Origin of the sequence: Dyella sp. SG609 (assembly GCF_012275375.1) — a bacterium.
Lineage (GTDB): Bacteria > Pseudomonadota > Gammaproteobacteria > Xanthomonadales > Rhodanobacteraceae > Dyella_D > Dyella_D marensis.
Map to the genome: position 1 here is coordinate 106,151 of NZ_JAAZQJ010000002.1, position 25,440 is coordinate 131,590.

At 62.4% G+C, this 25,440-nt stretch carries 18 protein-coding genes; 11 read left to right on the plus strand and 7 right to left on the minus strand.

Going from position 1 to position 25,440, the window contains the following annotated elements; all coding sequences use genetic code 11:
• Nucleotides 1-62: 62 nt before the first annotated feature.
• The 7 genes from FHW85_RS03825 (at nucleotide 63) to FHW85_RS03860 (ending at nucleotide 10,356) form a co-directional block, all read left to right on the plus strand.
• Entirely contained in the window at nucleotides 63-836 is a 774-nt protein-coding gene (locus FHW85_RS03825; RefSeq protein ID WP_168647401.1) for a polysaccharide deacetylase family protein, read from the plus strand.
• Nucleotides 837-1,343: 507 nt separating this feature from the next.
• On the plus strand, nucleotides 1,344-2,459 hold the full coding sequence (locus tag FHW85_RS03830) for a HigA family addiction module antitoxin (RefSeq protein WP_168647402.1): 1,116 nt from the start codon (nucleotides 1,344-1,346) through the stop codon (nucleotides 2,457-2,459).
• A 10-nt stretch (nucleotides 2,460-2,469) separates the two neighbouring features.
• Nucleotides 2,470-2,958 (plus strand): hypothetical protein, encoded by a 489-nt coding sequence (locus FHW85_RS03835; RefSeq protein WP_168647403.1) that lies wholly within the window; start codon nucleotides 2,470-2,472, stop codon nucleotides 2,956-2,958.
• A 432-nt stretch (nucleotides 2,959-3,390) separates the two neighbouring features.
• Nucleotides 3,391-3,891, plus strand: a complete 501-nt coding sequence (locus FHW85_RS03845; RefSeq protein ID WP_168647405.1) for a hypothetical protein — start codon at nucleotides 3,391-3,393, stop codon at nucleotides 3,889-3,891.
• A 425-nt stretch (nucleotides 3,892-4,316) separates the two neighbouring features.
• Nucleotides 4,317-6,128, plus strand: coding sequence for an AAA family ATPase (locus FHW85_RS03850; RefSeq protein ID WP_168647406.1), 1,812 nt, complete (start codon nucleotides 4,317-4,319; stop codon nucleotides 6,126-6,128).
• The gene (locus tag FHW85_RS03855) at nucleotides 6,125-7,885 is read left to right on the plus strand and encodes an ATP-dependent helicase (RefSeq protein ID WP_168647407.1); all 1,761 of its coding nucleotides are present in this window, start codon (nucleotides 6,125-6,127) and stop codon (nucleotides 7,883-7,885) included. The genes FHW85_RS03850 and FHW85_RS03855 overlap by 4 nt, the downstream gene beginning before the upstream one ends.
• Before the next feature lie 443 nt (nucleotides 7,886-8,328).
• Nucleotides 8,329-10,356: a glycoside hydrolase family 76 protein gene (locus FHW85_RS03860; protein ID WP_246866650.1), complete on the plus strand. Its 2,028-nt coding sequence runs from the start codon at nucleotides 8,329-8,331 to the stop codon at nucleotides 10,354-10,356.
• 56 nt (nucleotides 10,357-10,412) lie between these two features.
• Here the strand turns inward: FHW85_RS03860 and FHW85_RS03865 are convergent, their stop codons facing one another.
• The 3 genes from FHW85_RS03865 to FHW85_RS03875 all read right to left on the minus strand — a co-directional run bounded on the left by FHW85_RS03865 (nucleotide 10,413) and on the right by FHW85_RS03875 (nucleotide 13,182).
• Nucleotides 10,413-12,218, minus strand: coding sequence for a beta-L-arabinofuranosidase domain-containing protein (locus FHW85_RS03865; RefSeq protein ID WP_168647408.1), 1,806 nt, complete (start codon nucleotides 12,216-12,218; stop codon nucleotides 10,413-10,415).
• A gap of 318 nt (nucleotides 12,219-12,536) precedes the next feature.
• Nucleotides 12,537-12,824, minus strand: coding sequence for a hypothetical protein (locus FHW85_RS03870; protein ID WP_167257292.1), 288 nt, complete (start codon nucleotides 12,822-12,824; stop codon nucleotides 12,537-12,539).
• Nucleotides 12,811-13,182, minus strand: a complete 372-nt coding sequence (locus tag FHW85_RS03875; RefSeq protein ID WP_167257291.1) for a hypothetical protein — start codon at nucleotides 13,180-13,182, stop codon at nucleotides 12,811-12,813. The genes FHW85_RS03870 and FHW85_RS03875 overlap by 14 nt, the downstream gene beginning before the upstream one ends.
• A 213-nt stretch (nucleotides 13,183-13,395) precedes the next feature.
• Here FHW85_RS03875 and uraH point away from each other — a divergent pair, with 213 nt between their 5' ends.
• Complete coding sequence (gene uraH, locus FHW85_RS03880; protein ID WP_168647409.1) at nucleotides 13,396-13,815, plus strand: hydroxyisourate hydrolase; 420 nt, start codon at nucleotides 13,396-13,398, stop codon at nucleotides 13,813-13,815.
• Between the two features lie 266 nt (nucleotides 13,816-14,081).
• On the opposite strand, the gene FHW85_RS03885 is transcribed toward uraH, so the two are convergent.
• Complete coding sequence (locus FHW85_RS03885) at nucleotides 14,082-16,601, minus strand: fimbria/pilus outer membrane usher protein (protein WP_168647410.1); 2,520 nt, start codon at nucleotides 16,599-16,601, stop codon at nucleotides 14,082-14,084.
• A 104-nt stretch (nucleotides 16,602-16,705) separates the two neighbouring features.
• Nucleotides 16,706-17,311, minus strand: a complete 606-nt coding sequence (locus FHW85_RS03890; RefSeq protein ID WP_168647411.1) for a fimbria/pilus periplasmic chaperone — start codon at nucleotides 17,309-17,311, stop codon at nucleotides 16,706-16,708.
• Between FHW85_RS03890 and FHW85_RS03895 the strand changes: the two genes are divergently transcribed.
• Nucleotides 17,298-17,927 carry an Hpt domain-containing protein gene (locus tag FHW85_RS03895; RefSeq protein ID WP_168647412.1) on the plus strand — a complete coding sequence of 210 codons (630 nt, stop codon included), beginning with the start codon at nucleotides 17,298-17,300 and terminating at the stop codon, nucleotides 17,925-17,927. The two genes, FHW85_RS03890 and FHW85_RS03895, sit on opposite strands and share 14 nt — an antisense overlap.
• 362 nt (nucleotides 17,928-18,289) lie before the next feature.
• On the opposite strand, the gene FHW85_RS03900 is transcribed toward FHW85_RS03895, so the two are convergent.
• Both FHW85_RS03900 and FHW85_RS03905 read right to left on the minus strand, forming a co-directional pair.
• Nucleotides 18,290-19,054, minus strand: a complete 765-nt coding sequence (locus tag FHW85_RS03900) for an FkbM family methyltransferase (protein WP_168647413.1) — start codon at nucleotides 19,052-19,054, stop codon at nucleotides 18,290-18,292.
• A 77-nt stretch (nucleotides 19,055-19,131) separates the two neighbouring features.
• On the minus strand, nucleotides 19,132-21,129 hold the full coding sequence (locus tag FHW85_RS03905; RefSeq protein WP_168647414.1) for a hypothetical protein: 1,998 nt from the start codon (nucleotides 21,127-21,129) through the stop codon (nucleotides 19,132-19,134).
• Nucleotides 21,130-21,194: 65 nt separating this feature from the next.
• Between FHW85_RS03905 and FHW85_RS03910 the strand changes: the two genes are divergently transcribed.
• Both FHW85_RS03910 and fdnG read left to right on the plus strand, forming a co-directional pair.
• Nucleotides 21,195-22,181, plus strand: a complete 987-nt coding sequence (locus FHW85_RS03910) for a glycerophosphodiester phosphodiesterase family protein (RefSeq protein WP_168647415.1) — start codon at nucleotides 21,195-21,197, stop codon at nucleotides 22,179-22,181.
• A 179-nt stretch (nucleotides 22,182-22,360) separates the two neighbouring features.
• Nucleotides 22,361-25,435, plus strand: a complete 3,075-nt coding sequence (gene fdnG / locus FHW85_RS03915) for a formate dehydrogenase-N subunit alpha (protein ID WP_168647416.1) — start codon at nucleotides 22,361-22,363, stop codon at nucleotides 25,433-25,435.
• The last annotated feature ends 5 nt before the right edge of the window (nucleotides 25,436-25,440 follow it).

Below are 25,440 nucleotides of genomic sequence, written 5' to 3' on the forward strand. Positions count from 1 at the left end.
ATCAGCACCATCGCGATCGAATCGGAAACTTGCAGGGGCGCCGCGCCATCGTGAGGACAGTCATGCGAATCAGGCCGATTTTCCTGGCCATCACTCTGGTGGCCACGCAGGCCGTGGCCGGGTCCTGGCCCGACGGCAAGCGGGCGGCGGTGGTGCTGACCTATGACGATACGCTCGTCTCGCAGCTCGACACCGCGATTCCGGCGCTCGATGCCGCCGGCTTCAAAGGAACATTTTTCCTTATCGGCAGCAGGGTCACCCCTGAGCAGATAGCGCGCTGGCGGTCCGCCGCGGCCGAAGGCCACGAACTCGGCAACCACACCATTCGCCATGCCTGCCCACAGGCCAATTATTCGCCCGCGAAGAAAATCGACACCAGCGAAACCTATGACGTCGACACCATGCTGGCGGAAATCCGCACGATGAACACGATGCTGACGGCGATCGACGGCAAGCCGCAGCACAGCTATGCCACACCGTGTGGCCAGCACCTGGCCGGAGGCGTCGATTATCTTCCGGCGCTGCGCACCAGCGGACTGGCGCTTTATACCCGTGCCGCGGACCCGGCAGAGCGCCCCTTCGATCCGATGGATGTGCCGACCCATTTCTTCCCCTCGAACGCAACCGGCGCCGATCTGATCGCCGCGGTGCGGGAAGCCGAGCGCAAGGGCGGGATGATCGTGCTCGGCTTCCACGGCGTGGGCGGCGACTACCTCGCCGTGTCCGCGCAAGCCCACGCCCAGCTGCTCGCCTATCTCAAGGCGCATGCCGGCACCCTCTGGGTGGCGCCGTTCTCGACGGTGATGGGTTATGCCACCAGCCATCAGGCTCATTGACGGCCAGCCTCGAGCGCTTCTACTGCGAGCAGGGGCAACTCAATGAAAATGAAGGGGCCGGTCACTCATCGGCCGTCACCCTAAATTGCGCATTCTTGGTATATGGGGGCAGGCGTTGCGCCCCTAAGAACCACCTACCACTGATGCAAAGGCTCATCGCCTAAGGACTCATGTTGCGTCATGCGCGACTGCAATCTGTTGCGCATTTAGCAGGTTGATCGCGCAACGCCCTGAGATCCCAATCGACATGGATGACGCCACAGATCGCGCCGGATGCCGCGACCTCGGCCCAGCAGGCTTTGAGAATGGGTACCTTGGACCATCCGCACCTCATCGTTGAGCACCGGTCGGCCAGAAAAGAGCGCCAACCTCGATAAAGTGATTATAAATCCAATACTTATAGAAATGGCCGCGACTCCCTGATATCCGATTGCGCCGTCGCGCTGCGCCCAACCGCCGCGTTCGTAAAACTTGCGAAATTTCGAAATTTCGCTAAGATTCGAACCCATGGATGAGCACAAGACCCCCGGACAACTTATCGAGACCCTTCTAAGCGAGCGCGGTTGGACGCAGCGACTGCTTGCGGCCGTGCTCGACATAAGCGAATCAACCACAAATAAGCTGATTTCAGGTAGCCAAGCAGTAACAGCTGAGATTGCTCTTGCCTTAGAAGAGGTGTTTGACGTTCCCGCCGAACGGTTCCTAAACCTTCAAAAGGATTACGATTTAGCACGAGCTCGTCTTATCGTTCGCCCAGATCAAGGCCGAGCGGCGCGTGCAAAGATCTTTAGCGGTCTGCCTATAGCCGACATGATCAAGCGAGGCTGGCTAGATGCCGCAGACATTAGAAACATGTCCGCAGTGGAGGCGTCGCTCGCCAAATTCTTTGGAGTGCGATCCATTAAAGAGGTCGAATTCTTAAATCATGCCGCTAAAAAGACCGACGTCGGCAATGATGCAACACCATCACAACTGGCCTGGCTATATCGAGTAAAGCAGGTCGCCAAAGAAGTTCTTGCGCCGGCTTACAACGAAGAACGAACAAAGATGGCACTCTCCAAGCTGAAGTCGTACTTGAGCGCACCGGAAGAAGCCAGGCACGTCCCTCGCACGCTTATGGAATGTGGGATCAGATTGATTTTCGTTGAAAGCCTCAAGGGATCGAAGATTGATGGCGCCTGTCTCTGGCTGAACGAAAAATCGCCAGTTATTGGTATGACATTGCGATATGATCGCATGGATAATTTTTGGTTTGTACTTCGCCATGAGCTGGAGCATGTACTTCAAGGCCATGGACAAGCCAAACCGATGCTAGATGTTGATCTAAATGCCGAGCATTCGACAGAGCAAGAAGAGCGCATCGCCAACGCTGCCGCCTCTGAATTCTGCGCTCCCAAAGCCAAGATCGATAGTTTTATTGCCAGGAAAGCCCCCCTTTTTCCAGAGAGAGACTTTCTTGGATTAGTAAAAATCCTCGGCATTCATCCAAGTCTTGTTGCTGGGCAAATTCAGTTCAAAACAGGTCGCTATGAACTGTTCAGAGGACATCTGGCAAAAATTCGCGCGCACGTCTTGCCAAATGCCATTGTCGATGGATGGGGCGACATTGCCCCTATCAGCTGAGTAGGCACTCATGACACGAAACGAGCAATACCAAGCACTAATGCAGCTCTATAAGAAGGAGACTGCAAACAAGGTCGTCGATATGGAGGCCATGGCAGACTGGTGCATCAGTCGCGGCGTCACCCTTCCAAAACCAAAGTCGGCGCGCGACCTTCTTGTCGCCCAACTTTCAGACGCAGCAAGAGCTGAATATCGCCAAGACCCCAAGACCGGCTTGTCATATCGAGCAAATCATGCGCTTCGCATGACTAAAGCCGATGGCAGGCAGCTTACCCTCTGGGTCGACATCGAGGATGCGACGAGACCGCAAATGCTTTTGTCGTTAACCAATCGCCGACAGCAGATGGTCGGGGACGCAGTCCACCTCAAAATCGATGAAATGATCTGGAACAATCACCACCCTGACGAAGAGCCGATCCAGCAGGTAATGGACTTCACGGAAGACGTTGAGGAGCGATTGAATTCGCCCGGCTTCGGTTCTAATGACGCTGCGGCCTAGCAATTTAGTGACGCGACACCCAAATTCGTCGTGATCAGTTTCTGCATCAAAGTTTTCTGCCTCAATCATTGACCGATACAAGCAGCACTTCGGTATGCAGTGACGCGGGACGGAAGAGCGTGCGGCGCTCCCTAAGATCAGTCGGCATGACCCACGATGCCGTGGCTGAGAGACACCATCAGCACCGCGCTGCAGCAGTGATAACGCATCTGAATGCGACCGAACACCTCACACACATTCAATGCCGCAGCAAAGCACCAGGCCGAGTGATAGGCTTCGTCAGCTAAACGCGCCCGATTGCGATCTGCGAAGCAAGCTCTTCAGGAGATCACGGTCGGCCTGGGTGACCATGAATTCAACTGGTCTTCGCCAGCCAATAGCCGGTAGTGGTGCTGCCAACCATTCAGCCACCCACGATTCCGCATCAAAGTGATGCTGATCACCGCTCTCACTGCATGCGACCTACTCTCCAGCGACGTGGATGGAGTTCGACTGATTGGCGACCTGAAAGAGCGCGTCGATTCCAACTGGGAGCCATACCGTTTCGATGAAATAATCCAGCGCTCGGCAGGCCTCTTAATGTGCAGGCATTTGGATCTAATGGAGTTCAGAAAGAGAAACTTAGATGCACTGCGGACGGCAGTTAAACGAGCACCACTGGCGGAGCGGGCAAGGGCGGCCGAACTTGCTGTAGAAGCGAGGCTTCTAGGTGAAGTGGCGAGCACGCTCTCTATGACTGCTTCGGAGATAAACGAAAAGCTTGCCTTTAGATCACCTGAGGGATTGGTCATGTCCTTACTACTACTCCAGAAGATCCCTCCAAACACTGAAACACTTCCGTCATTGCTCGAGCGAGTTGCGAGGGGGTTCGTGCAAACGGATCCGATCTCACCAAGCGGCTCGCTGGACACACCATCCGCCAAAGGCTCATGAGTCGCCGCCACTATCGGCTTGAACATCAAGCATAGACATTGTGTCTATGGATATAGTCAGTCGTGACTAGCAGTCAGCACCCCAGGCCGTTGAATCAATGCCTTCAATCGAGCCGGGCAGGGGAGTGCCCAGATGGCGATCCCGCACCAGACCAGTTAATGCGCATCATGAAGTCGCCTGGCAAGATGGTAAGTAACCAGACCCCCACTTACGCAGAGACCGTCATCCTGAAGGCGGGGCGGGCAGGGCGAGCGAACATCAGGCTTACTCGCAGGCGCCGCGGGCAGCCCCTGCGGCACACCTCAAGGTAAGATCGGCAAAATAACCAAAAAGCGGGCATGGATGAGCGGGCCTGCTCCGCATTCTTACGGCATAGAGGTCCTTCTGGAGCGCACCGTCCACGCATCAAGGATTGAAAATCCAACATGTTTATATCCAGGCTGGTCGTCAGAAATTTTCGCAACCTTCGCTATATCGACACGCCACTCCACTCAGGAGTGAATGGCATTGTCGGCGAGAACAATAGCGGAAAGTCGAACGCGATACTTGCGCTCAGAACCTGCCTGGATGTCGACCTTCCTTCGCGACTTCGCACGCTGGTGCCGTCAGACGTGCACACGTCAGTGGATCTCGCGAAGCCCTTCCAAGTCCTGATTGGCGTGGAATTCGCGGACTATTTGGGGAATCTAAGTGAGCTAGCGCTGCTGCACGCGTGCCAAATTTCTGCCGACCGAGCCCGAATCTTCTACCGATTCCGGCCAAAGAGGCTGGCACGAGAGATGATCGCAAACGGGGAACGGGTCGCAGAAGACCTTCAGCTTGAGGACTATGGATGGGAGATCTGCGGCGGCGGCAATCCCAAGGTCGACCTCAAGGACTTAGAGTGGGATGAGGACACCGGCGAGTCGATCAGGTTCTCCGATCTCCAGTACTTCCAGGTGGTCAGTCTGCACGCGTTGCGGGACGTGGAGCAAGATTTGAGGAATGGACGAATCTCTCCGCTGGTCAAACTTCTCGAGACTAAAAAGGTAACTGCGGAGGAACAGAACGAGTTCATTCGCCTGCTAGTTGCCGCCAACGCCGCCATCGCTTCCGCGGACTCGTTAGGGCAAACGGCCAAGGGCATCGAAAAGGCGCTGCGAGAGGTTACGGGTCCTAGCTATGGCATTAGCACATCCATTGGGGTGGGTGACCCCACGTATGAATCGATCCTTCGGTCACTGAAGATCCTTCTGTCCGAGGAGGAGGGCCTGGCGAATGCCGATCCATCCAAAAACGGACTCGGCCTCAATAACGTTCTCTACATCGCGATTTGGCTTGAGTACCTTCGCGCCCGAACAAAGCGTGCCGGCAGTGCCGGACAGATCATTCTTATTGAGGAGCCGGAAGCGCATCTGCACCCCCAGCTTCAGCTGAGCCTCGTGTCTGCATTGAGCCAGATCGCAATGCAGACCATCTTGACCACACATAGCACACACATCACAGCGCGCCTTCCGCTTTCCTCCCAGGTGGTGATGACAAGGAAAGGTGGCGAGATAACGAGCCACGCGATTTCACGCAACGCCGCCCTTTCTCCTGAAGACCGAAGGGATCTGGAGAGATACCTCGACGCGACCAAATCAACACTTCTCTTTGCCCGCAAAATTATTCTCGTCGAAGGAGCTGCCGAGCTCATTCTTCTACCATGCTTAGTCCGGGAAATGATGGAGATTGACCTCGAAAAGCACGGCATCTCGGTGATTCCGGTAAACGGCAGACACTTCGCCCCCTTCATGAAGCTCCTCGAAGGCGGAAAGCTTGGCAAGCGCTGCGCAGTCGTCGGCGACGCAGACCTCCCTCCCGCGATCGACGAGGAGGAAGACCAAGATGTAAGCGAGACTCGGGCCGATCTAAAGGCGCTGGAGGGATCGGCGGTTAAGGTGTTTTTCGGTCGTACAACGTTCGAGCGCGAACTTGCGGACGTGCACAACGCGAAGATGCTTGTCGCGGCAACCAAGGAGTCAGGCCTGAAGGTGGCCAGTGAGAAGTTGGCCTCGCTAGCCACAAAGGTAAAGGCGCTTCCCGAGGAGGATGCCGGCCGACATCCCTTAGAGGAGGAGTTTCGTGACAAGGTATTAAGGGTGGCCATTCGCATCGGGAAAGCGCGATTCGCTCAGCTGTGCGCAGCCCACATCAACCAGGCCGTCCTTATCCCCGACTACATCTCCGACGCCGTGGATTGGCTGATTGAAGAATGAACCTCACGGATCAACAGCGTCGAGCGACTGCGATTGATGGGCACACGTATATCGAGGCTTGCCCGGGAAGCGGAAAGACGCGTGTACTTACGGCCAAGTCGGTGGCGGAGAGTCTGCTCGTCGCGGACTCCCCGCGAAAGGTCGCTTGCATTACTTTCACGAATGCTGCTGTTGACGAACTTCAGCATCGCTTAGCCACACAGCTCAACGAGAAGCAACTGCAGTCCATCGAAGTGTGTACGATCCACTCGTTCTGCCTAAATCATATCTTCAAGCCCTTCCGCTATCGCTTAGACAGCTACGCAGATCGCTTTGAGCTCGTCGCAGCAGAGGAGGATAGGGCGCGTCAGTTGCTGAGCGAAGTCGCCCACCAATCAGGCTTCTCCGCGCCAAGCCAGAAGATTTTCGAGGCGTTCGCCCAAGTAAATATTGACGCCATGGGAAATCCTGTCGTCAACGGCAATGACCACTTTCTGCTTCGTTGCATGCCGAAATACTGGGATGCCTGCAGAGAACGCGGATGGATCGACTTTTCCCTTCTTGTCTACGAATCACTCAGCATCCTTCAGCACTTCAAGGAAGCACCCAAGAGTCTGTCGGCGAAATTCAGGACCATTCTTGTGGACGAATTCCAAGACACCTCGGAGATACAGCTAGCCGTCTTGAGGCAAATCAAAGGAGCGAATGAGTCGACGTTCTTTTTAGTTGGAGATCCGCACCAATCCATCTACCGTTTCGCGGGTGCCTCACCAGAAGCGGCCGCACAGTTCATAGATGCGATAGGCGCAGACGCGAGCTGCCCGTTGTATGGCAATTTTCGATCCTCCGATGAAATCGTCTCAATGTCAGACCGACTCATGCCGCGCAGGCCGGCCATGAGAGCTATTGGAGACAACGCAAAAAAGGGAATTAGCGCAGACGTCTTCCACTCACCAAGCATGCCGAGGGCGATCGTTGAGCACTTCGTTCCGCAAGCATCGAGCTCCGGCCTGGAACTTGGCTCATGTGCCGTTCTTGCAGCGTGGTGGATAGATTTGCTTCCCATCGCCCGTGCGTGCACGCAAGCAGGCATTCCTGTGGTTGGACCTGGCGCCAGGCCCTATAAACGCGGCCGCCTGATAGTGCCCGTCCTAGAGAACTTGGCAGCGGCCTCTACAAACTCCATAGCGCTTGCGAGTACCCAACGCGCATTAGCACGAGCGCTGGTTGAGCTCGGAAGCCCGGGAGGCGGGGAAGAGGTGCAGGGGTGGGAGGGACGCCTACTGGCGCTGGTGATTCAGAAGAAAGCGCAAGCTCTGCTCGGCAGTAACCCCAGCGCCATCGCATGGATCGGCGCCATGGGCGAGTCCGTTGACCAGATTCTCGGGCAACATGGCATTGATTCGCGGCACGCGTTCCAAATGTCCGCCAACGATGTCATAGCCGACCTTCGGGCACGCGAATCAGGCGGGCACCTTGATTTATCGAAACTTACCGTAAGCGGACTAGGACTTTTCGCCAGCCCGGAGCGTGCCTTGAAGCTGCTGACGGTACATCAGTCAAAGGGGCGAGAATTCGAAGCCGTAGCCATCGTCGGTATGAATGAGGGGCGCTTTCCACACTTCAGTGCCAAGACAGAACCTGAGATTGAAGATGGTCGCAGGTCTGCCTATGTTGCGTTTACTCGAGCCAAGCGCCTTCTGAGCATTTACGTGGACACATCAGACCGTAGAAATCCTGAGTCCCGATTCATCGCCGAGATGAGCAGCACTCGCTAGAAGTAGGCTCCGGAGTACATCCAGCGAAGCCAGCCATCCAGCGCTCCAGTCTTTGGTCGCAGGCAACTGTTGCGCCATGCGCAGGCAATCGGGACATCGCCCCGCAACACCTAAGAATATACCTCTAGTGCGCATAATGTATATTATGTAAAATTACATTTGTACGTAGGAACAGCCCTTTGCCGAGCTGAAGCCAGTTTTAGCCACCGGCGCCCCTAACCCCTCCGCCCCACCGCTGGCCGGTTTTCAGCCACCCATAGCCCTCGATCTCGCCAGCCTTGGCCAACACCCACACAACCGCCCACGAACTGCGCAACCCTCAAAACTGCGACACCCGGTGCGGAACCGTACTCGCGAAGACACCATGATCCATGCCGCTCAGACGACAGCACGTCTGTCGCCGACTGAGCATTCCCCGGGGCTCATCAACGCACGCCCCTTTTTTGGATCACCAATTTAGATCGATCTACATCAATCCCGGATCACCGCCCACGGTCCGGCAACAGATGGATTGGATTCCCCATCGCATTCGTGGGCATCCGATAGGAGCGCTTCTGATCATGAATCTCGAAGCCGTACGCGTACGAGTCCGGACACTGCTGGCCGTGATCGGCCTGACCGTGGCCGCCGCAACGCCTTCCTTTGCAGCCGAGCAGGCATCGCCCGCCAATCCTCGAACCGATGGCCCGACCGCCGTCGCCCGCGCACGCGTGGCGGCGGACGTGCTGATGAATTCGTACGATCCCGGCAAGGCCTGGTTTCCCTCCAGCTGGTGGAATTCCGCGGTCGCCCTGCAAACCATCGCCGATTACATGCAACGCACCGGCGACCGCCGTTATCTCGGCCAGCTGGACAACACCTTCGAAAAAGACAAAGGCGTATTTCCACCGGGAGTGCTGTCGGGCGATCCCTTGCTGGGCAATTTCACCAGCCGGGCCATCGACGATTCGGAATGGTGGGGTTTGACCTGGCTGCAGGCCTACGACCTCACCAGGAATCCCAAATACCTGGATATGGCGGTCACCATCGCCAACTACGTGAATAACTATTGGGATGCCGGTAGCTGTGGCGGCGGCGTCTGGTGGAATGCCGAGCGCACTTATAAGAATGCCGTCACCAATGGATTATGGATCCGGCTTACCGCGGAGCTGCATAACCGCATCCCCGGCGACCAGTTGTGGCTGGGCCGGTCGCGCACCGCATGGGACTGGTTTCAGCACAGCGGCATGATCAACGCCAGCGGCCTGGTCAACGACGGCCTTACCGATGCCTGCACCAACAATGGCCAGAACGTGTGGACGTACAACCAGGGGCTGGCGATCGGCGCCGGCCTGGAATTGTGGCGAGCCACCAGGGACCCAGCCATCCTGGCCAGCGTGCGGCGCCTCGCCGATGCAGCCATTGGCCCGGGTGCGCTGGCCACCGATGGCGTATTGACGGAATCCTGCGACGCCATCACCCAGACCTGCGACGACAACGGCAAGCAGTTCAAAGGCATCTTCATGCGCTATTGGACCGACCTGGTCGACACCACGCGCGACCGCCGCTACGCCGCATTTCTAAGCCAGCAAGCGGAAAACATCTGGAACAACGACCGCGACGCGGCTGGCCGCCTCGGCACACGCTGGTCCGGCGCCACCGATAACGACCACCCCAATGTGTTCGACTGGCGCACCCAGGCCAGTGCGCTCAGCGCACTGATCGGCAATGTGCCGATACCGCCGCCGCTGGAATCGCTGGCCGCGACGATGTCGCCGGCGCAGCCGGTGATCATGCCGTCCGCATCCGGCGCCACGCCTGTCGCCATCGATCTCGGCATCTCGGCCACGGGATTCATTCCGCTCCGCGCACTGGCCTCAATCGATGCACCTGCCGGCTGGAATGTTTCACCGCGAGCCGCCCAGATACCCCTGCAGCCGCACGGCAATGCCATCCCAGTCAACGGCGCGCTTGCGCTGAAAGTTGCCGTGCCGAGTTCGGCCACCGATGGCCATCACCTGGTCACCGCGAACTTGATGGCGGCCGGGTTGCGCTTCACCACCCAGGCCGATGTGCTGGTCGCGCACAAGATCGATTTCGACACCGGCACCGTCGACGAAAATCCCTGGCTGTTCGATCCGGATGGATCGCAGAGCAACGGCGTGCAGAATCGCTTTGCCGACGGCAATGCCCACTTCACCTATCGCCTCCCCTTCCCCGCCGATACCACCGCCGCGAATGTCACCCTGACCATCGACGCCGAATTCCTGGTGCAGGTCAGCAACGACAACCAGCACTGGACGACCGTGCTGCAGGAAACCCGGCGCATTACCGATGGATCGAACAAGGCGGATCGCAGCATCGACCTGACGCCCTATCTCGGCCCCGCCGCGAATGGTGCGCGGCCGATTTACGTAAGGGTGTCGGATGCCTTCCCTGACGATGGCTGGGGCGGGCGCGTCTATCACGTCGCCGCGACTATCGTCGAATAAGCCAGGCGATGCCTCCGCCCTGCTTACCTCGGGGCGGAGGCATCCACCATCGGCGATCAGTCCAGCGCCGGAAACGCCGCGATGCGCAGCTTCGCTCCGGCATAAGGCACCAGCGTAATCGCCTGGACGTCTTCGTCGCCCGATGGCTCCGCCTTGGCCGGCACGGGCTCGGCATTGCCATCGGAGGCTTTCCATGCCGGCACATAACGCCCCTGCATCGCCAGTTGAACCGCGGGCGCCGCGCCGGCGAAGGGCCTCTCCGCCACAGGATGCTCGGTCACAGCGACCTGCACGTCCGGCCTGATGCCGAGATTCCAGCGGGAGCCGGGATAGACCTGCCAATCGCTGGTCATCTCGCGCTTGCGCCAGACCACCCAGTGCTCCTCGATCGGCAAGGCATAGAGCAAGGCGCCCCGGCTGAAACTCAGCGCACCGTTGTAGCCACGCTCGACCTTTACCGCTGCACCAAACGTCAATTCGACCGTGTCGCCCGGCGCCCAGGTGCGCTCGATCGTCGTAAAGCCCGGGGAAACCTTGACCGGCTTTCCATTCACCGAGAGATGCGTGCCTTGCGACCATGCAGGTATGCGCAACTTCAGCGGAAACGCGATGGCGCGCTCCGGTTTCAAGGTCATGCTGACGGCTTGCCGGAATGGATACTCGCTGACCTGCTCGATGACCACGCGTACGCCGCGCACCTCGGTGGTCACCGTGCAAGGCGCATAACTCATCGCCGCCAATCCCCGATCCGCCGTCGCCATCCACAGGCTGTTGGCGAACTTCGGCCAGCCCTGATGGAAATTCGCGGTGCAGCAGCGGAAATTCGGCTCCAGCCCGAACAGATTCGATTCCGGCCCGTCCGTGGTCCAGGGCTCGCGATGCAGGCTGCATTCGACCTGGTTGGGTTGCTGGTTGTATTGGTGCGCCCACATGTCGTCGGTCAATGCGGCAGGCAGCGCATTGAAGGCGATGCGCTCCAGGCGGTCGCCCAGGCCGGCATCCCCGGTAACGGCCAGCGCCACCTCCAGCGAGAACATCGCCTCCACCACGGTGCACAGTTCCGTGCCTTGCGAAGGGCTGCGGCCGGCCAGATGCTCGTCCGCGGAGAACATGCCATTGGGCAGGCCGTGATAGGTATCCAGCATCCGCAGCTGATGATGGATGGCCTCGCGATCGGGCGCACCGCCAGACACGACGGACCACATCGGCGACGCCTTCAACGACTGCGCGATATTGACGCCGTGCACCTGCAGGCCGAGGTCCTGCATGAACGCGTCCGACGCACCGGCCTGCTTGCGCAAGGCTTCGGCATCGGTCTTTTCCTTGAACGGAAAATGCGCATACATGCTCTGCCAGTCGTAACCCTGCTGCCTGAGCAGATGCGCCAGCTCCAGCAGCTTCGCATCCTGCGTGCGCTGATACAGCCACAGCACGGAAAGCAGCTCGTCCTGCCAGCGCATCCGGCCCCAGTCGCGCAGCGGGCGGGCCGGCAATGCCTGCAACTGATAATGGAAATACCGCGTCATCAGCGGCATGACGCGCGCATCGCCGGTCAGCTCGTGATACTGCGTCAGCACCTTGAGCATGACCATGCGCGGCCACCAGTCGTCGTTGCCGCGCGGACCGAACATGCCGTTTTCCCAGGGATGGTCCAGCGTCCAGTCGATAAAGCGCATCGCCTTCGCCTTGAGCTTCGGCGAATCGAGCTGCCACGCGAGCGGCACCAGGCCATCGAGAAAATACGGGCCGTCCTCCCACGACTCGCCCTTCCCTCCCGACCACCCGCTATCCGGACCCACGATCGGCCAGAACTCATCGAGATGACCACCCAGGCCATCGGCCTGGATCTGGAGCTGCCGCAACAGCCATCCGCTCGCCTTGATCGAGCCGGCCGGAAGCAAGGCAAAGGGTTGCTGCGCCAACGGTGCCTGGGGAAACAACGGAGCATGCTGTGCGCGGCCGGCTGTTTCCGCGGGCCGCGCAGCTGCCGCATGAAGCGGACGGAAGGTCAGTGTGCCTGCCACTCCAGCCAGGGCCATCCCTTGCAGAAAGGACCGGCGGCTTATCGAAGACAGCGAAGGCATGCGCGCACTCCCGAACCGTGACGATCCGCAGAGTGTTGTCTAATTGTCAGACAAATTCAAACCAACCAGGAAATCGCCCCTGCCGACACCAGCCCATCAACCCTTCGGATCCTCGAAAGCCAGCTGCGTCTGCAGCATCACCTGGTAGACGCGCCGCCCCATGGGCGTCAAGCCGTGCACCCGAAGGTCGATGGTCCGATAGCCGGAGGCATCGGCGATGATCTCGCAGTGGATCAATCCATGCTTATGCAAGGTACTGAAACCACCCAGCACCTGCGCGCGCGAATCGCTTCCGCCCGCGTCGTACTCGGTGGCGAGCAAGGGCGCGCATAAGGCGGTTGCGTGCAACAGATCGAAGATCAGCGCTATGTCAGCGAAGGACATGAGCACCTCCTGCGCCGGCCGGCGCCCGCATGGACCGCGCGGGCGCCCTGCCATCGCCCATGCGCGCGGCGGCTTCGGACAACGCCGGCGAAATAAGCAGCGTCTCCCGCAAAAACCGATGCATGCCGCGCCCGCATTCGCTGGCGCCCTCATCGAACGAGATGATGCTGTCCTCGCCGGCGGCAAAACTGACCACCGGCGGCTCGATCATCCGCTCTCGCCACAGCATGCAAAGACAGGAAAGGATTTCCGAACGGGTGTATTTGCCATCGCGCCCGTAATGAACGACGTCGAGCCGCCCTCGCGCGATCGCGGCGCCCAATAAATCATAGACGAGAAAAATATCTGCATAAGGCATGCGGAAAACCCCTAATCAGAGGCCGCCAGACTAGGAATGCGACAGGGCCTTACCAACAGGAAATTTCTCGTACTCCCCCCGCACCAATGCGGTACGCGAAAAAGCCCAGCGAACTGGACGATTCTGGACGGAATGCGGAGCCTCACGCGCTGGAATGATGCTGCCCGCGAATCAAATCCGCGGGCCATTCAAACATCACCAGAGAGGTATGCCATGACCTTGCTTCGTTCGATGATATGGATCGTATCCTGCACCCTCGCCTCGGCAGCCGCTTGTGCGGCGGAATCGCGCGCCATCAGCGTGCACGTGCTGGATCAGGTGCGAGGACAGCCCGCCGCCACCGTGGGCGTCACGCTGGAGGAACAGTCAAAGGGAGCGGACAGCTGGAAGATGGTCGCGCACAGCACTACCGACGAGCACGGACGGGTCGCCAGCCTGCTGCCCGCGGACAAGCCCCTGCACAAAGGCGTCTACCGCGTCACCTTCGCCACCGGTGAATGGTTCGCCGCGCATCACCAGGCCACGTTCTTCCCTTCCGTCACGGTGACCTTCAGCGTCGACGATCCCGCCCAGCCATATCACATCCCATTGCTGCTCAGCCCCTTCGGCTATTCCACTTACCGCGGAAACTGAATGCGCACGGGCACCGGAGCCGACGAACGGCTCCGGTGCCCGGCATCGCCGGACATTAAGAAGGTCCCCTCCACCGGCCATCCGCCGCGCCAGGAGCCCAGGGGGTGACAGACCGCTGGCGCCGGATGGAATGTCCATCCGGTGGAGAGGAGAGACGGGAACACCAAAGTCAAGCGCGAAGCACGATCATCGCCTCGATGCAGAACACATTAGCGAGCAAGAGCACCACCGGTTAACCGGATTATTCCAGCGACAAGACCCCACCCTCACGGCGCCCGCCCACGCGATACCGACGCTCCGCCACAGGTCGCCTGCAAATAGGCATAGTCCCTCGCCCCATGCCGCGCCGCATCCACCGCCGGCAATCGATAATGGAAGCTGCACACGCGCCCCTCGTCCATATGCACATCCAGGCGCCCTTCGTCGGCGATGCCGCGCACCAGCGCGCGCCCGCCTTGCGACACCACGCCGACGACCCGGCCTGCATCGTCAAACACATCCGAGCCGAACGGAATCGCCGCGCTGTCCGCGGGACTGAGATCGATCACCGCCACCCGCCCCTTGCGCGTCGCGAACGCCGCCATCACCACGGCGCCGTTGCGTGGCACCACTTCGTGGCTTCCCGTAAGCAGTTCCACTTCGCTGGACAGTCCTTGCGGATTGAGCTCGATCTGGTTGCGCCGATACGGAGTCAGATACGGCACGATCGCGTAGCCGCGTCGGTCGAGCTTGACGCCTGGGTACGAGCTGACAGCAGCACCTGCCGCATCCGGCGCCTTGATCAGCGCCACCGTATCGCCCAGCCCCTGACCGAAAGTCACGCCGCCCGGATGCACCAGCATCGCGCCGGAGGCGCCGAATGCGTATTGCCGATAGCCCGGCCCGAATGCCAGCGAGCCGTTCAGCAACGCATACGGATGGCGATAGGTGCCGCTGCCATTGAATGCGGTACTGCCCTGCGCATCGCGCGAAACCGACGCGCCGTAACTGATGCGGTCACCTCGCGAGCCGCTGTATGCCACCTGTTCGCTATGTCCTTCGCGGCCGAAGCCGATGCTGGTGTCCACGGTGTCGCGGCTCAGCGGAATGGAAAACGTGGCGTAGACCCGGTTATCCGTCCGCCCTGCTCCATCGCGCTGCCTGGCCGCGGAGACCGAGTAATTGAACCAGCGCGTGCTGCCGTTGTAGCTAAGCTGGTACTGCACATCCGAACCGGCACCGCCCCAGTAATTCTGGGTCGAGCCGGTCAGGTTCAAGCTCCCGCTGCCGCCTACCGACTGGCTGAGCGTGATCTGCGCGGAGTTGCGCCGGTGCATGGCGCCGATACCCATCGCGGACGTACTCAGCACCGCATCGCGCAGGCTGTAGTAATCGCGGGTCGAATAGCGATAGGCCGCCACCGATAGATTGGTGCCGGTGGCGTTGAGATTCTTGCTGTAGCTCAGCCGCAGGCTATCTCCTGAAGCAACGCGCCCACCGCCGAATGCACCATCGCCGATGGCAGCATCCTTCGGCACCAGCGCCGGCGCGCGCAGCACGGTGCGCGCATGGGTCAGATCCAGGCCGAACGCGCCATACGGTGTATTCAACGCGGAACCGAACTGCACCGCCTGGTAATGCTTCGATATCACGGCGCCGGCATAGCCGGTGATGCGGTTGGACAATCCGCGCTGCCAAGTGGCCTGCGCCACCCACGGATGCACGTCCACTCCGGCTTCGCGGTAAACACCCGCCGCGGCACTGAAGCGCGTCGACCCTGGGCGCAGCATGCGCGTCACCGCCGCATAAGGCACGGTGAATTTCTGCTCGCGGCCATCGGCCTCCAGCACGCTGACTTCCAGGTCGCCACCATAGCCGGTCGGATACAGATCGTCGATGCGGAATGGGCCGGCCGCCACCGTCGTTTCATAGATGACGTAACCGTTCTGGCGGATGCTCACTTTCGCATTGCTGGCGGCGATGCCGCGCACCACCGGCGCGTAGCCCTGCTGCGAATCCGGCAGCATGCGTTCATCCGTGGAAAGCTGGACGCCACGCAGGGCCACCGTATCGAACAACTCACCGCTGGTGCTGAAATCGCCGGCGACCAGCTGCGACTTCAGCGCGGTGATATCCCGCTGCACATGGTTGCGCAGGTTCTGCCACTGCAAGCCATCGCGCCTGTTCCATTGCAATGACGACTGATGGCGGAAACGCCACGCTCCCGCATTGAAACCGCCGGTAAGCCCCAGATAAGCCTGGCCGTCCTGACTGCCACCGCCCTGTCGCTGAAACCAGTTGAACTGATAATTGAGCAGGCCGGCGGTGATGCCGTTGTCCCAGCGCGAAGGATCGACATAGCCGCGCGCACTGCGCCGCATGGCCGCCTGCGGAATGCTTACATCCAGGCGCTGCTCGCCCAGATCGAAACGCACGCTCGCCGATGGCACCAGCGAGGCCAGATCGACGCAAGGCTGCGCGGCAGCTTCCGGCGGAAGCTTGTCGACCAGGCCGGATACGAAAGCGTAAGGCAGGCATGCCGTGGCATCGCGTTTGTTCGGGCCGGCCTTGAACACAATGCTCTCGCTGCCGTGCAGCAGCTCGTTGACGTAGATATTCACGCGGTACGTGCCCGGCGCCACCTGCTCGCCCTGGCTGAACTTGGCCAGGTCCGCGGAGCCGACGCCGCCCGGCAGGAACACCGGATCGAAATCCACCGCATGCGCGCCTTCGGCGGCCGGCGCTTCCACGGCGCCAGCGAAAACCGGACTGATCACCAGCACGCCGCCAGCCAGCGCGCGCATCATCCATAAATGAAGAATTCTGGGCCGCAATCGTCCAGCCCCGCCTCCTACGAGGCAGGTCGTCGCCTTGCTCATAAGTCGTTCCTGAAGGGTGGTGGGCAGGGATATCAGGGGGCGGGCGTCGCCGTGTACTCGCGGCTTGCGCCGTAGTCGTCGATGGCGACATAACTCACGCGCGGATGCCCAGGCTGCGCATGCAGATCCTTCAGCGCGAAGCGCTTGCGGCCTTGAGGCTCGATCATGCCGTCGCCGCCCTGGATATCCTTCGCGCCGTCCTGCAGCACCACGCTGCTGAGCGACACGTGATACGGGCTGCGGTTTACCGCCTCCAGCAGATAGCCATCGCCATCGCGCACCATCGACCAGGACAGCCCGGCCGCCGCCTCTTCCGGCTTGCCCTGGATGCCGTCGGGACGGAAGAACAGCTTGATGCGCGAACGGATGGCGAATTGCAGCATGTTCTGCTGCGAGTCCTTATTGGCCTTCGGCGGAATCTCCAGCACGTTGAGCCAGAACACCGACTCCTTGTCCGCCGGCAGCGGATCGCCCGTGTACACCAGCCGCACGATCTGGCTGCGTCCGGCATCGAGCCGCGCCATCGGCGGCATCAGCACGAACGGCACGCGGATGGCATCCGGTGCCTGCCGCGGATCGCCCAGGTCGAGCCAGGACTGCACCACCACCGGCTCGGCGCCCTCGTTGCGCAGGCGCACGTCGACTTCCTTGCTCTGTGCCGGATATGCGCTTGCCACCGACATACGCGCCCATGAATCGGCGGACCGGCATCTGCCGATTCTCGCCCTGACCGCCAGCGCCCTGCCCGATGAAGCCGAACGCTGCTCGCAGGCGGGCATGGACGCGCTGCTGGTCAAGCCGACGGGGCTCAGCGAGCTGCAGGAGGCGCTGCATCGATGGATGCCCGCCGCGGCCGGCTTGCGCCGGAGCAAGGAGGCGGCGGAACCGGCGTTCTCGCCCATCGAGGCGCTGACGGAATTGTTTGGCCCATCCGCGCGGCTGGACGAACTGCTGGACGGCTTTCTGGCGACGGCGCGCGACGACCTGGCGGTATTCGACGAGGCCTTGCGGGCGGAGGATATCCAGGCCATCGCCGGCTGCATCCATCGCATCGATGGCGCCATCAAGATCTTCGGCGCGGCCGGCCTGGCCGATACGGGCGAACATATCCGCACCGCCTTGCTCGCGCAGCAGCGGGTCGATGGCCAGGAAGCGCCGCTGCAGCACTATCGGCAGGACCTCGTAAACCTGATCGATACGCTGGCCCGCCATCGGGCCGGGCTTCACATCAGCGCGGATCACGCCACCCGCTGATGGCGGGCGGCTTCCACGCCAAAAAAAAGGCCCCAGCGGGGCCTTGGCGGGAAACGTACGTGAACGATAACGCCCGGAGCATCTGCCATCGACCCTGCATGGCCAGCAAAATCCCGCGCGCAGCCCGCCGAAACAGGGAGATCTCGCAAAGAGAAGGCCCTCATTGCTGAGGGCCTTCGGGGTGACTGCCACAGCTTGTGGCGGTCGGGTGCCAGTGAGAGGAACGTTTTCACGGGCTGGCTCGAGAATGATCCAGTGGCCCAGGGGGAAGAGAGCTTGGAGTCATGTGTGTCGAGCCGTGTACAGATTGCCGGACGGCCTGCCCGATGTGGACTGGAAAATTCTGAAAGCGGCAACCCGCATCAGATTTCCATCAGCTGATCGAACACCGTGCCGCCTTCGACCGGCATCGCGATCACGTTCTGCAGCACGCGGCCGGGGAAGATGTTGTCGCCCTGCCCCAGGATGTTGGCCGGGTTGTACATGTGCGGCGCGTGCGACCAGCAGCGGTAGCCGAGCTCCTTGATCGCGCGCACTTCCGCCAGCGCCTGCTCCGGCTCCAGCCGCGCGTAGATCACCGGCCGATGCTTGCGCACCATCTCGACCGCGCCGTGCAGCAGCGGAATGGTCGAACCCGGCACGTTGATCTTGAGCAGGTCCAGGCCATCCAGGCCCAGGTCGTCGACGGCGACCGGACGCACCACGTCGTCGGTCTCGCAGCGCAGCGATGCGCCGCCCGGCAGCGCGCTCAGCGGCGCCGCCGCGCCGGTGCGGCCCAGCCACTGGTTGAGCGTATAGACATTGGTCAGGCCGTTCAGCGCCGCGGTGGCGCACAGCTGCTGGAAGCCGATGCGCGCCGGCTCCGCCACGTAGACCTTGCCGGCCTCGCCCACCACGCGTGCCAGCCACAAGGTGTGCGCGCCGTATTCGCCGCCGAACTGCAGGACGGTGTGCTGTTCCTGCAGCACGGAGCTGAGCAGATCGATTTCCGCTTCGGCCCATTCGCCGTAGAGCTGCAGCGAGCGCGCGGCCGGATGCTGCGAAGCGGTGGCGCTGACGACGCCGTAGCGCACGGTCCACAGCAGCGGCGGGACGGGTTCTTGAGCGGCGGCATTGAAAACGTTCATGGGTAGTTCCTCTTGGATGGTGATGACAACAGATGGATGGAAAGTGGATGGAGCGAGAAAGCGAGCGGCGAATCCGCTCAGGCGCTCGCCGCCTGCGCCGGGCGAAGCGAAGCCGCCAGCGCCGCGGCTTCCGCGCGCTTGGCCTTGGCGGCCGGACCGAGCAGCGCATCGGCCCATAGATGGAGAAGGCGGATCCTCGCCTCGATCACTTCAGGCGCGCCGTCGCCGGCGCAGGCGTCGTCGAGCGCGCGCAGCTCGAGCAGGCGCCATGCGCCATTCATGGCACCGAGCCGGTCCAGCCGCAGGTCGACCCAATGGGCCTGCCAGGCGCCGCGCGACGCGGCCGGCACGCTGCGCACCATGCGTTCGGCCAGCGCCTCCACGGCATCCAGCCAAGGGGCGCGCGCGGCCGGCGGCAAAGCCGCGGCATGGGCGGACAGGCGGCGCGATGCGCCCCACAGCTCCGCTTCGAGTTCCGGCGCGGGCTGGCTTTCCCAGGCCTTGAGCAAGCTGCCGAGACGAGAGAGCCAGCTTGTGCCGGACTGTTCTTCCTGCGGTGCGGCGGTGATGTCGCAGGCGACCGGCGCCACGGCTTCGACGATGGGCTGGCGGCTTTCCGGCTCGGCATCCATCACCCCGGATGCAGGCGGCTCGTCCGCGACGGGCATGGGCGATGAAATTTCCGCAGGCAGGTCCTGCGCATCGTCATGCTGCACGGCCTGATCCTCCACCGGCACAGCTGCGAGATCGGAAGGAGATACATCGAAGACGATTTCCGCCGGCTGCCCGGGCGCTGGCGCAGGCAACTGCGCGAACGCCTCCACCGGCGCCTCGACCCGTCCGGCGTCCACCTCGAACACCCATTCGAGCTGTCCGCCGACCATCGAAGCCTGCAAGGCATCGCCATGGATGCTCAGGCCCAGCCGGCACCATCTCGCCAGCGTTTCGGCCGCATCGCCCGCAAACGGCAGGTAATGCCAGTCCGGACGGAACGACAGCAACGGCCGCGGCCGCGCCACCGCCCTGCGCCAGCCGGCGAACTGCGCCGCACTCGGCGCGATGCGGCCGGCGATGGCGAGCAGCAGGCGCCAGTCGCCGGAGATGCTCAAGCCGATCGAGTCCCAGCGCTGCAGGAAGGCATCCGAGTCGAACTGGCCTGGGTCGTAGTCCCAGTGCGGACGGATCAGCTTGGGGCCGCCCCAGCGGATCGGCGTCCATGCTTCGCGCCGCCGGCGCCGCTGGCGTTCGCGCCGGCGGCGCCAGAGGATGAAGGCTCCGAGCACGCCGCAGCTGGCCACCACCAGCCACGCCACCGGATTGGCGCCGGCCTCGGCGCCGGGAGGAAGCGAGGGCGCCAGGTTCGGCGTAGCCACTTCCTCGGTCGCGAGCGGATCGACCCATGCGGTGGCAGGCGCCGTCTCCACCGCCGGCGTTTCAGCGGCCTCGGGCGGCGTAAGCTCCGGATCTTCAAGTGCAGGCGTATCGGGCGTGGGCTCTGCCTGCTTTGCGCGCCGCGCCTGCCGCGACGGCAGCGCGGACGCGGCCCGCGCTTTTCTGGCCTTGCGCTCCGCATCGACCGGCTCGATCGGAAAAGTCTGCGCCGGCATCGGCGCCGGCGCCGGCGGCGCATCGCCACCCTCGCGTTGCGCCGAGGCGGCGTCCCGGCCCGACGGCCGCTCCTGCCACGGTTCCACGCCGCAGGCGCCCATCGTCGAGGCGATGAAAACGGCGAGCACGGCCGGATGCAGGCGGCCTGCGCGACGGCGCACCGTCTTGGGCGCCGGCTCTGCCTGCGCATGATCGACGCCGTGCATCGTGGTGGCTGACATCTTGCCGAAGCCCCCTTCCGACACACTCGCCCGGCTTGGACGGATCGTTCCCATGACCGCCAGCGTATGAAAGCGGACCAGTGCGCTGAACCTGAATTTTCCGGAGCTGGGACCTGGCGCCACGCCGCGGTTGCGTTCCGGACTCATCTGCCGAGGCGAAGGAGGAGGAATGTCGGCGAAAAGTCTTATTCCAGTACGCAGGCTTCGGTGACGGCGAAAGCGGGCAAATTTCTGGATAAATCCCATTCAAGCGATCGTGGCGGATCGCTAACTTGATCCGGCACCACTCCACACGAACGGCAGGAACTCGCATGAGCATCAGACTGGGTGTCGGCGTCCTGCTTGCCTGCATGGTCACGGTGGCGCTGGCCTGGCTCGCGGTGGCGCGCCCCTTCGCCGCGCACCCGCCGCACCGTCCGCCCGCGCTGATCGCGCACCGCTGCGGCACCGCGGACGCGCCGGAGAACACGCTCGCCGCCTGCCGCCTGGCCATCTCCTACGGCGTCAAGAAACTCTGGGTCAGCGTGCAGGTCACCCAGGACGGCATTCCGGTGCTGTATCGGCCGCGCGATCTTTCCGCGCTCACCGACGGCACCGGCGAAGTCGCGCAAACGCCCTATGCGGCGCTGGTGAAACTCAATGCCGGATGGCAGTTCAAGGAAACGGGAGCCTCCGGCGCCGTGACCTATCCGTACCGGGATACTCCAGTGCATATACCGGCATTGGAGGACCTGATCGACCAGCTGCCGGAAGACGTCGAGCTTTTCATCGACATCAAGACGCCGGACGCCGCACACGCGGCGCAAGCCATCGCCGGGGTGCTGCAGCGCCGGCATTTCTGGAGCAGGACCTGGCTCTATTCGACCCAGGCGGACAACCTGCAGGCCTTCGGGCCCCATGCGCAGGCCCGCCGCTTCGAGGCGCGCGAAGCCACCCGCCAGCGGCTGCTCAGCCTGCTGCTGGAACAGCGCTGCCCGGGAAGCCCGCCCGCCGGCGCGCAGGTCGGCTTCGAACTGCGCCGCGACCTGGAAGTCACCGAGGCGCTGACTCTGGGCAAGGGCACCAGCAAGGTCTCGGCACTGCTGTGGAACGACCACGCCATCGCCTGCTTCAACGCGGCCGGCGGCACCCGGATCGTCCTGTTCGGCATCAACAGCGAGCCCGATTACCGGCTTGCCGCCGGGCTCGGCGCCGACGCGGTCATGGTGGATTCGCCCAAGGCGGCCTCCGCGTATCGGCTGCGCGACCGCGGCCCGCTGCGGCGCCTGCTCGCCCGCTGGGGCTGGCCCGGATCCTGACCTTTTCCCGCCGTCGATGGCGGCTGTAACTTTCTTGTTATCCCGCCATCGGAAACGATGTTCTGTGCTAATTTCCATCCGGACAATGGGACCAGTCCTATTCGTCCAGCAGTCTCTCGAGCCGCATCGCCCCCTTCGCCGGGCGGCATGTCCAGCCAACTGACGGGAGCAGCACAGCGATGGCACTTACACGTCGCGAGTTCATCAAGATCACCGGCCTCGGCCTGGCAGCATCGGGGTTGGGCGTCCTGGGCTTCGGCGCCTCCGGCGAGGCGCAAGCCGCCGCCGTCAGGCCGTTCAAGCTCACCCACGCCACCGAGACGCGCAACACCTGCACCTACTGCTCGGTGGCCTGCGGCATCCTGATCTACAGCATGGGCGACCGCGCCAAGAACGCGCGCTCGAACATCATCCATATCGAAGGCGACCCGGACCATCCGGTGAACCGCGGCACGCTCTGCCCCAAAGGCTCGGCCCTGCTCGACGTGGTGCATGCGCCCACCCGCCTGAAAGCGCCGCGCTACCGCGCCGCCGGCGGCACCGAGTTCAAGGAAGTCTCCTGGGACTTCGCGCTGGACCGCATCGCCCGGCTGATGAAGGACGACCGCGACAAGAACTTCATCGCCAAGAACCCGGCCGGCACCACGGTGAACCGCTGGACCACCACCGGCATGCTCGCCGCGTCGGCCTCGTCCAGCGAAACCGCCTACCTCACCTGGAAGGTGGCCCGCTCCCTCGGCATGGTGGTGTTCGACAACCAGGCGCGCGTCTGACACGGACCGACGGTGGCCAGTCTGGCCCCATCATTCGGTCGCGGTGCGATGACCAACACCTGGCAGGACATCAAGAACGCCAATGTCGTGGTGGTGATGGGCGGCAATGCCGCCGAAGCGCACCCGTGCGGCTTCAAGTGGGTGATCGAGGCGAAGATCGAGAACGGCGCCAAGCTCGTGGTGGTCGATCCGCGCTTCACGCGCACGGCCTCGGTGGCCGACTACTACGCGCCGATCCGCCCCGGCACCGATATCGCCTTTCTTAATGGCGTGATCCACTACCTGCTGGAAAAGGACGCGATCCAGCACGAGTACGTGCGCGCCTACACCAATGCCAGCCTGATCGTGAAAGACGGCTTCGGCTTCCAGGACGGCCTGTTCAGCGGCTACAACGAGGAAAAGCACAGCTACGACAAGTCCAGCTGGGACTACGAACTGGACAAGGACGGCTACGCCCAGTCCGACGACAGCTGGCAGCACCCGCGCTGCGTGATCAACCTGCTCAGGCAGCACGTGTCGCGCTACACGCCGGAAATGGTCTCGCGCATCTGCGGCACGCCGCAGGACAAGTTCCTGCACGTATGCGAGCTGTTCGCCAGCACCGCCGCGCCGGACAAGGCCATGACCAGCCTGTTCGCGCTGGGCTGGACCCAGCATTCGGTGGGCGCGCAGAACATCCGCAACATGGCCATGGTGCAGCTGCTGCTGGGCAATATCGGCGTGGCCGGCGGCGGCATGAATGCGCTGCGCGGGCATTCCAACATCCAGGGTTTGACCGACGTCGGCCTGCTCTCCAACCAGATGCCCGGCTACCTCACCCTGCCCAACGACCGCGAAACCAGCTTCGACGAATACATGAAGACGAAGCTGTACAAGCCGCTGCGCGCCGGCCAGACCAGCTACTGGCAGAACTACCGCAAGTTCGTGGTGAGCCTGCAGAAGGCGCTGTTCGCCGACGCGGCCACCAAGGACAACGACTGGGCCTACGACTGGCTGCCCAAGCTCGACGTGCCGCTGTACGACATCATTCGCGCGTTCGAGATGATGAACAACGGCCAGATGAACGGCTATATCTGCCAGGGCTTCAATCCGCTGCAGGCCTTCCCCGACCGCGGCAAGATCCGCCGCGGCCTGGGCAAGCTGAAGTTCCTGGTCACCATGGATCCGCTGGACACCGAAACCTCGCGCTTCTGGCAGGACTTCGGCCCGCAGAATCCGGCCAAGTCCGCCGAGATCCAGACCGAAGTGTTCCAGCTGCCCACCACGTGCTTTGCCGAGGAGAACGGTTCGCTGGTCAATTCCGCGCGCTGGCTGCAGTGGCATTGGAAGGCGGCGGATGCGCCGGGCGAGGCGAAATCCGACATCTGGATCATGACCGGCATCTTCCAGCGCCTGCGCGAGCTGTACCGCAAGGAAGGCGGCGCCTTCCCCGATCCGGTGCTCGGCATGAGCTGGAAGTACACCGATCCGCGCGAACCGGATCCGGAAGAACTGGCCAAGGAAATGAACGGCCGCGCGCTCACCGACCTCATCGACCCGGCCACCAATGCGGTGGTTACCAAGGCCGGCACCCTGCTCGACGGCTTCGCCCAGCTGCGCGACGACGGCAGCACGGCTTCGGGCTGCTGGATCTTCAGCGGCTGCTTTACCGAAAAGGGCAACCAGATGGCCCGCCGCGACGCCAGCGACCCGCGCGAGCAAGGCATCGCGCCGAACTGGGCCTGGGCCTGGCCGGCCAATCGCCGCATCCTCTACAACCGCGCCAGCGCGGACCCGGACGGCAAGCCGTGGAATCCGGCCAAGCCGGTGATCTCGTGGAACGGCAGCAAGTGGGTGGGCATCGACGTGCCCGACTATGGCCCCACGGTGAAACCGTCCGACGGCGTCGGCCCGTTCATCATGAATGCCGAAGGCATGGGCCGCCTGTTCGCCCGCGACCTGATGGCCGAAGGGCCGTTCCCCGAGCACTACGAGCCGCTGGAATCGCCGGTGGAGAACGTGCTGCATCCGAAGGTCAGCAGCAATCCGGTCGCGCGCGTGTTTGCCGATGACCGCGCCTCGTTCGGCAGCCCCAAGCAGTTCCCCTATGTGGCGACCACCTATCGGCTGACCGAGCATTTCCACTACTGGACCAAGCACGCACTGATCAACGCCATCCTGCAGCCGGAGGAATTCATCGAGATCGGCGAGGTGCTGGCCAAGGAGAAAGGCATCGAGCAAGGCGGCTGGGTGAAGGTGAGTTCCAAGCGCGGCGAGGTGATCTGCAAGGCCTACGTGACCAAGCGCATCAAGCCGATGACGGTGGACGGCAAGCCCACCCACGTGATCGGCGTGCCGATCCACTGGGGCTTCACCGGGCAGGCCCGCAAGGGTTACGGCGCCAACACGCTGACGCCGTCGGTGGGCGATGCCAATACGCAGACGCCGGAGTTCAAGGCGTTCCTGGTCAATGTCGAGCGCACCACGGCACCCGCGGCCTGAGGACT

What these genes read in the sequence shown, in the direction of transcription:
- FHW85_RS03900 (WP_168647413.1), bottom strand. Translation starts at nt 19,054, where the DNA reads ATGAACGTTTTCAATGCCGCCGCTCAAGAACCCGTCCCGCCGCTGCTG.
- FHW85_RS03875 (WP_167257291.1), bottom strand. Translation starts at nt 13,182, where the DNA reads ATGCCTTATGCAGATATTTTTCTCGTCTATGATTTATTGGGCGCCGCG.
- FHW85_RS03830 (WP_168647402.1), top strand. Translation starts at nt 1,344, where the DNA reads ATGGATGAGCACAAGACCCCCGGACAACTTATCGAGACCCTTCTAAGC.
- FHW85_RS03850 (WP_168647406.1), top strand. Translation starts at nt 4,317, where the DNA reads ATGTTTATATCCAGGCTGGTCGTCAGAAATTTTCGCAACCTTCGCTAT.
- FHW85_RS03845 (WP_168647405.1), top strand. Translation starts at nt 3,391, where the DNA reads ATGCTGATCACCGCTCTCACTGCATGCGACCTACTCTCCAGCGACGTG.
- uraH (WP_168647409.1), top strand. Translation starts at nt 13,396, where the DNA reads ATGACCTTGCTTCGTTCGATGATATGGATCGTATCCTGCACCCTCGCC.
- FHW85_RS03910 (WP_168647415.1), top strand. Translation starts at nt 21,195, where the DNA reads ATGAGCATCAGACTGGGTGTCGGCGTCCTGCTTGCCTGCATGGTCACG.
- FHW85_RS03835 (WP_168647403.1), top strand. Translation starts at nt 2,470, where the DNA reads ATGACACGAAACGAGCAATACCAAGCACTAATGCAGCTCTATAAGAAG.
- FHW85_RS03885 (WP_168647410.1), bottom strand. Translation starts at nt 16,601, where the DNA reads ATGATGCGCGCGCTGGCTGGCGGCGTGCTGGTGATCAGTCCGGTTTTC.
- FHW85_RS03825 (WP_168647401.1), top strand. Translation starts at nt 63, where the DNA reads ATGCGAATCAGGCCGATTTTCCTGGCCATCACTCTGGTGGCCACGCAG.
- FHW85_RS03855 (WP_168647407.1), top strand. Translation starts at nt 6,125, where the DNA reads ATGAACCTCACGGATCAACAGCGTCGAGCGACTGCGATTGATGGGCAC.
- FHW85_RS03905 (WP_168647414.1), bottom strand. Translation starts at nt 21,129, where the DNA reads ATGGGATTTATCCAGAAATTTGCCCGCTTTCGCCGTCACCGAAGCCTG.
- FHW85_RS03870 (WP_167257292.1), bottom strand. Translation starts at nt 12,824, where the DNA reads ATGTCCTTCGCTGACATAGCGCTGATCTTCGATCTGTTGCACGCAACC.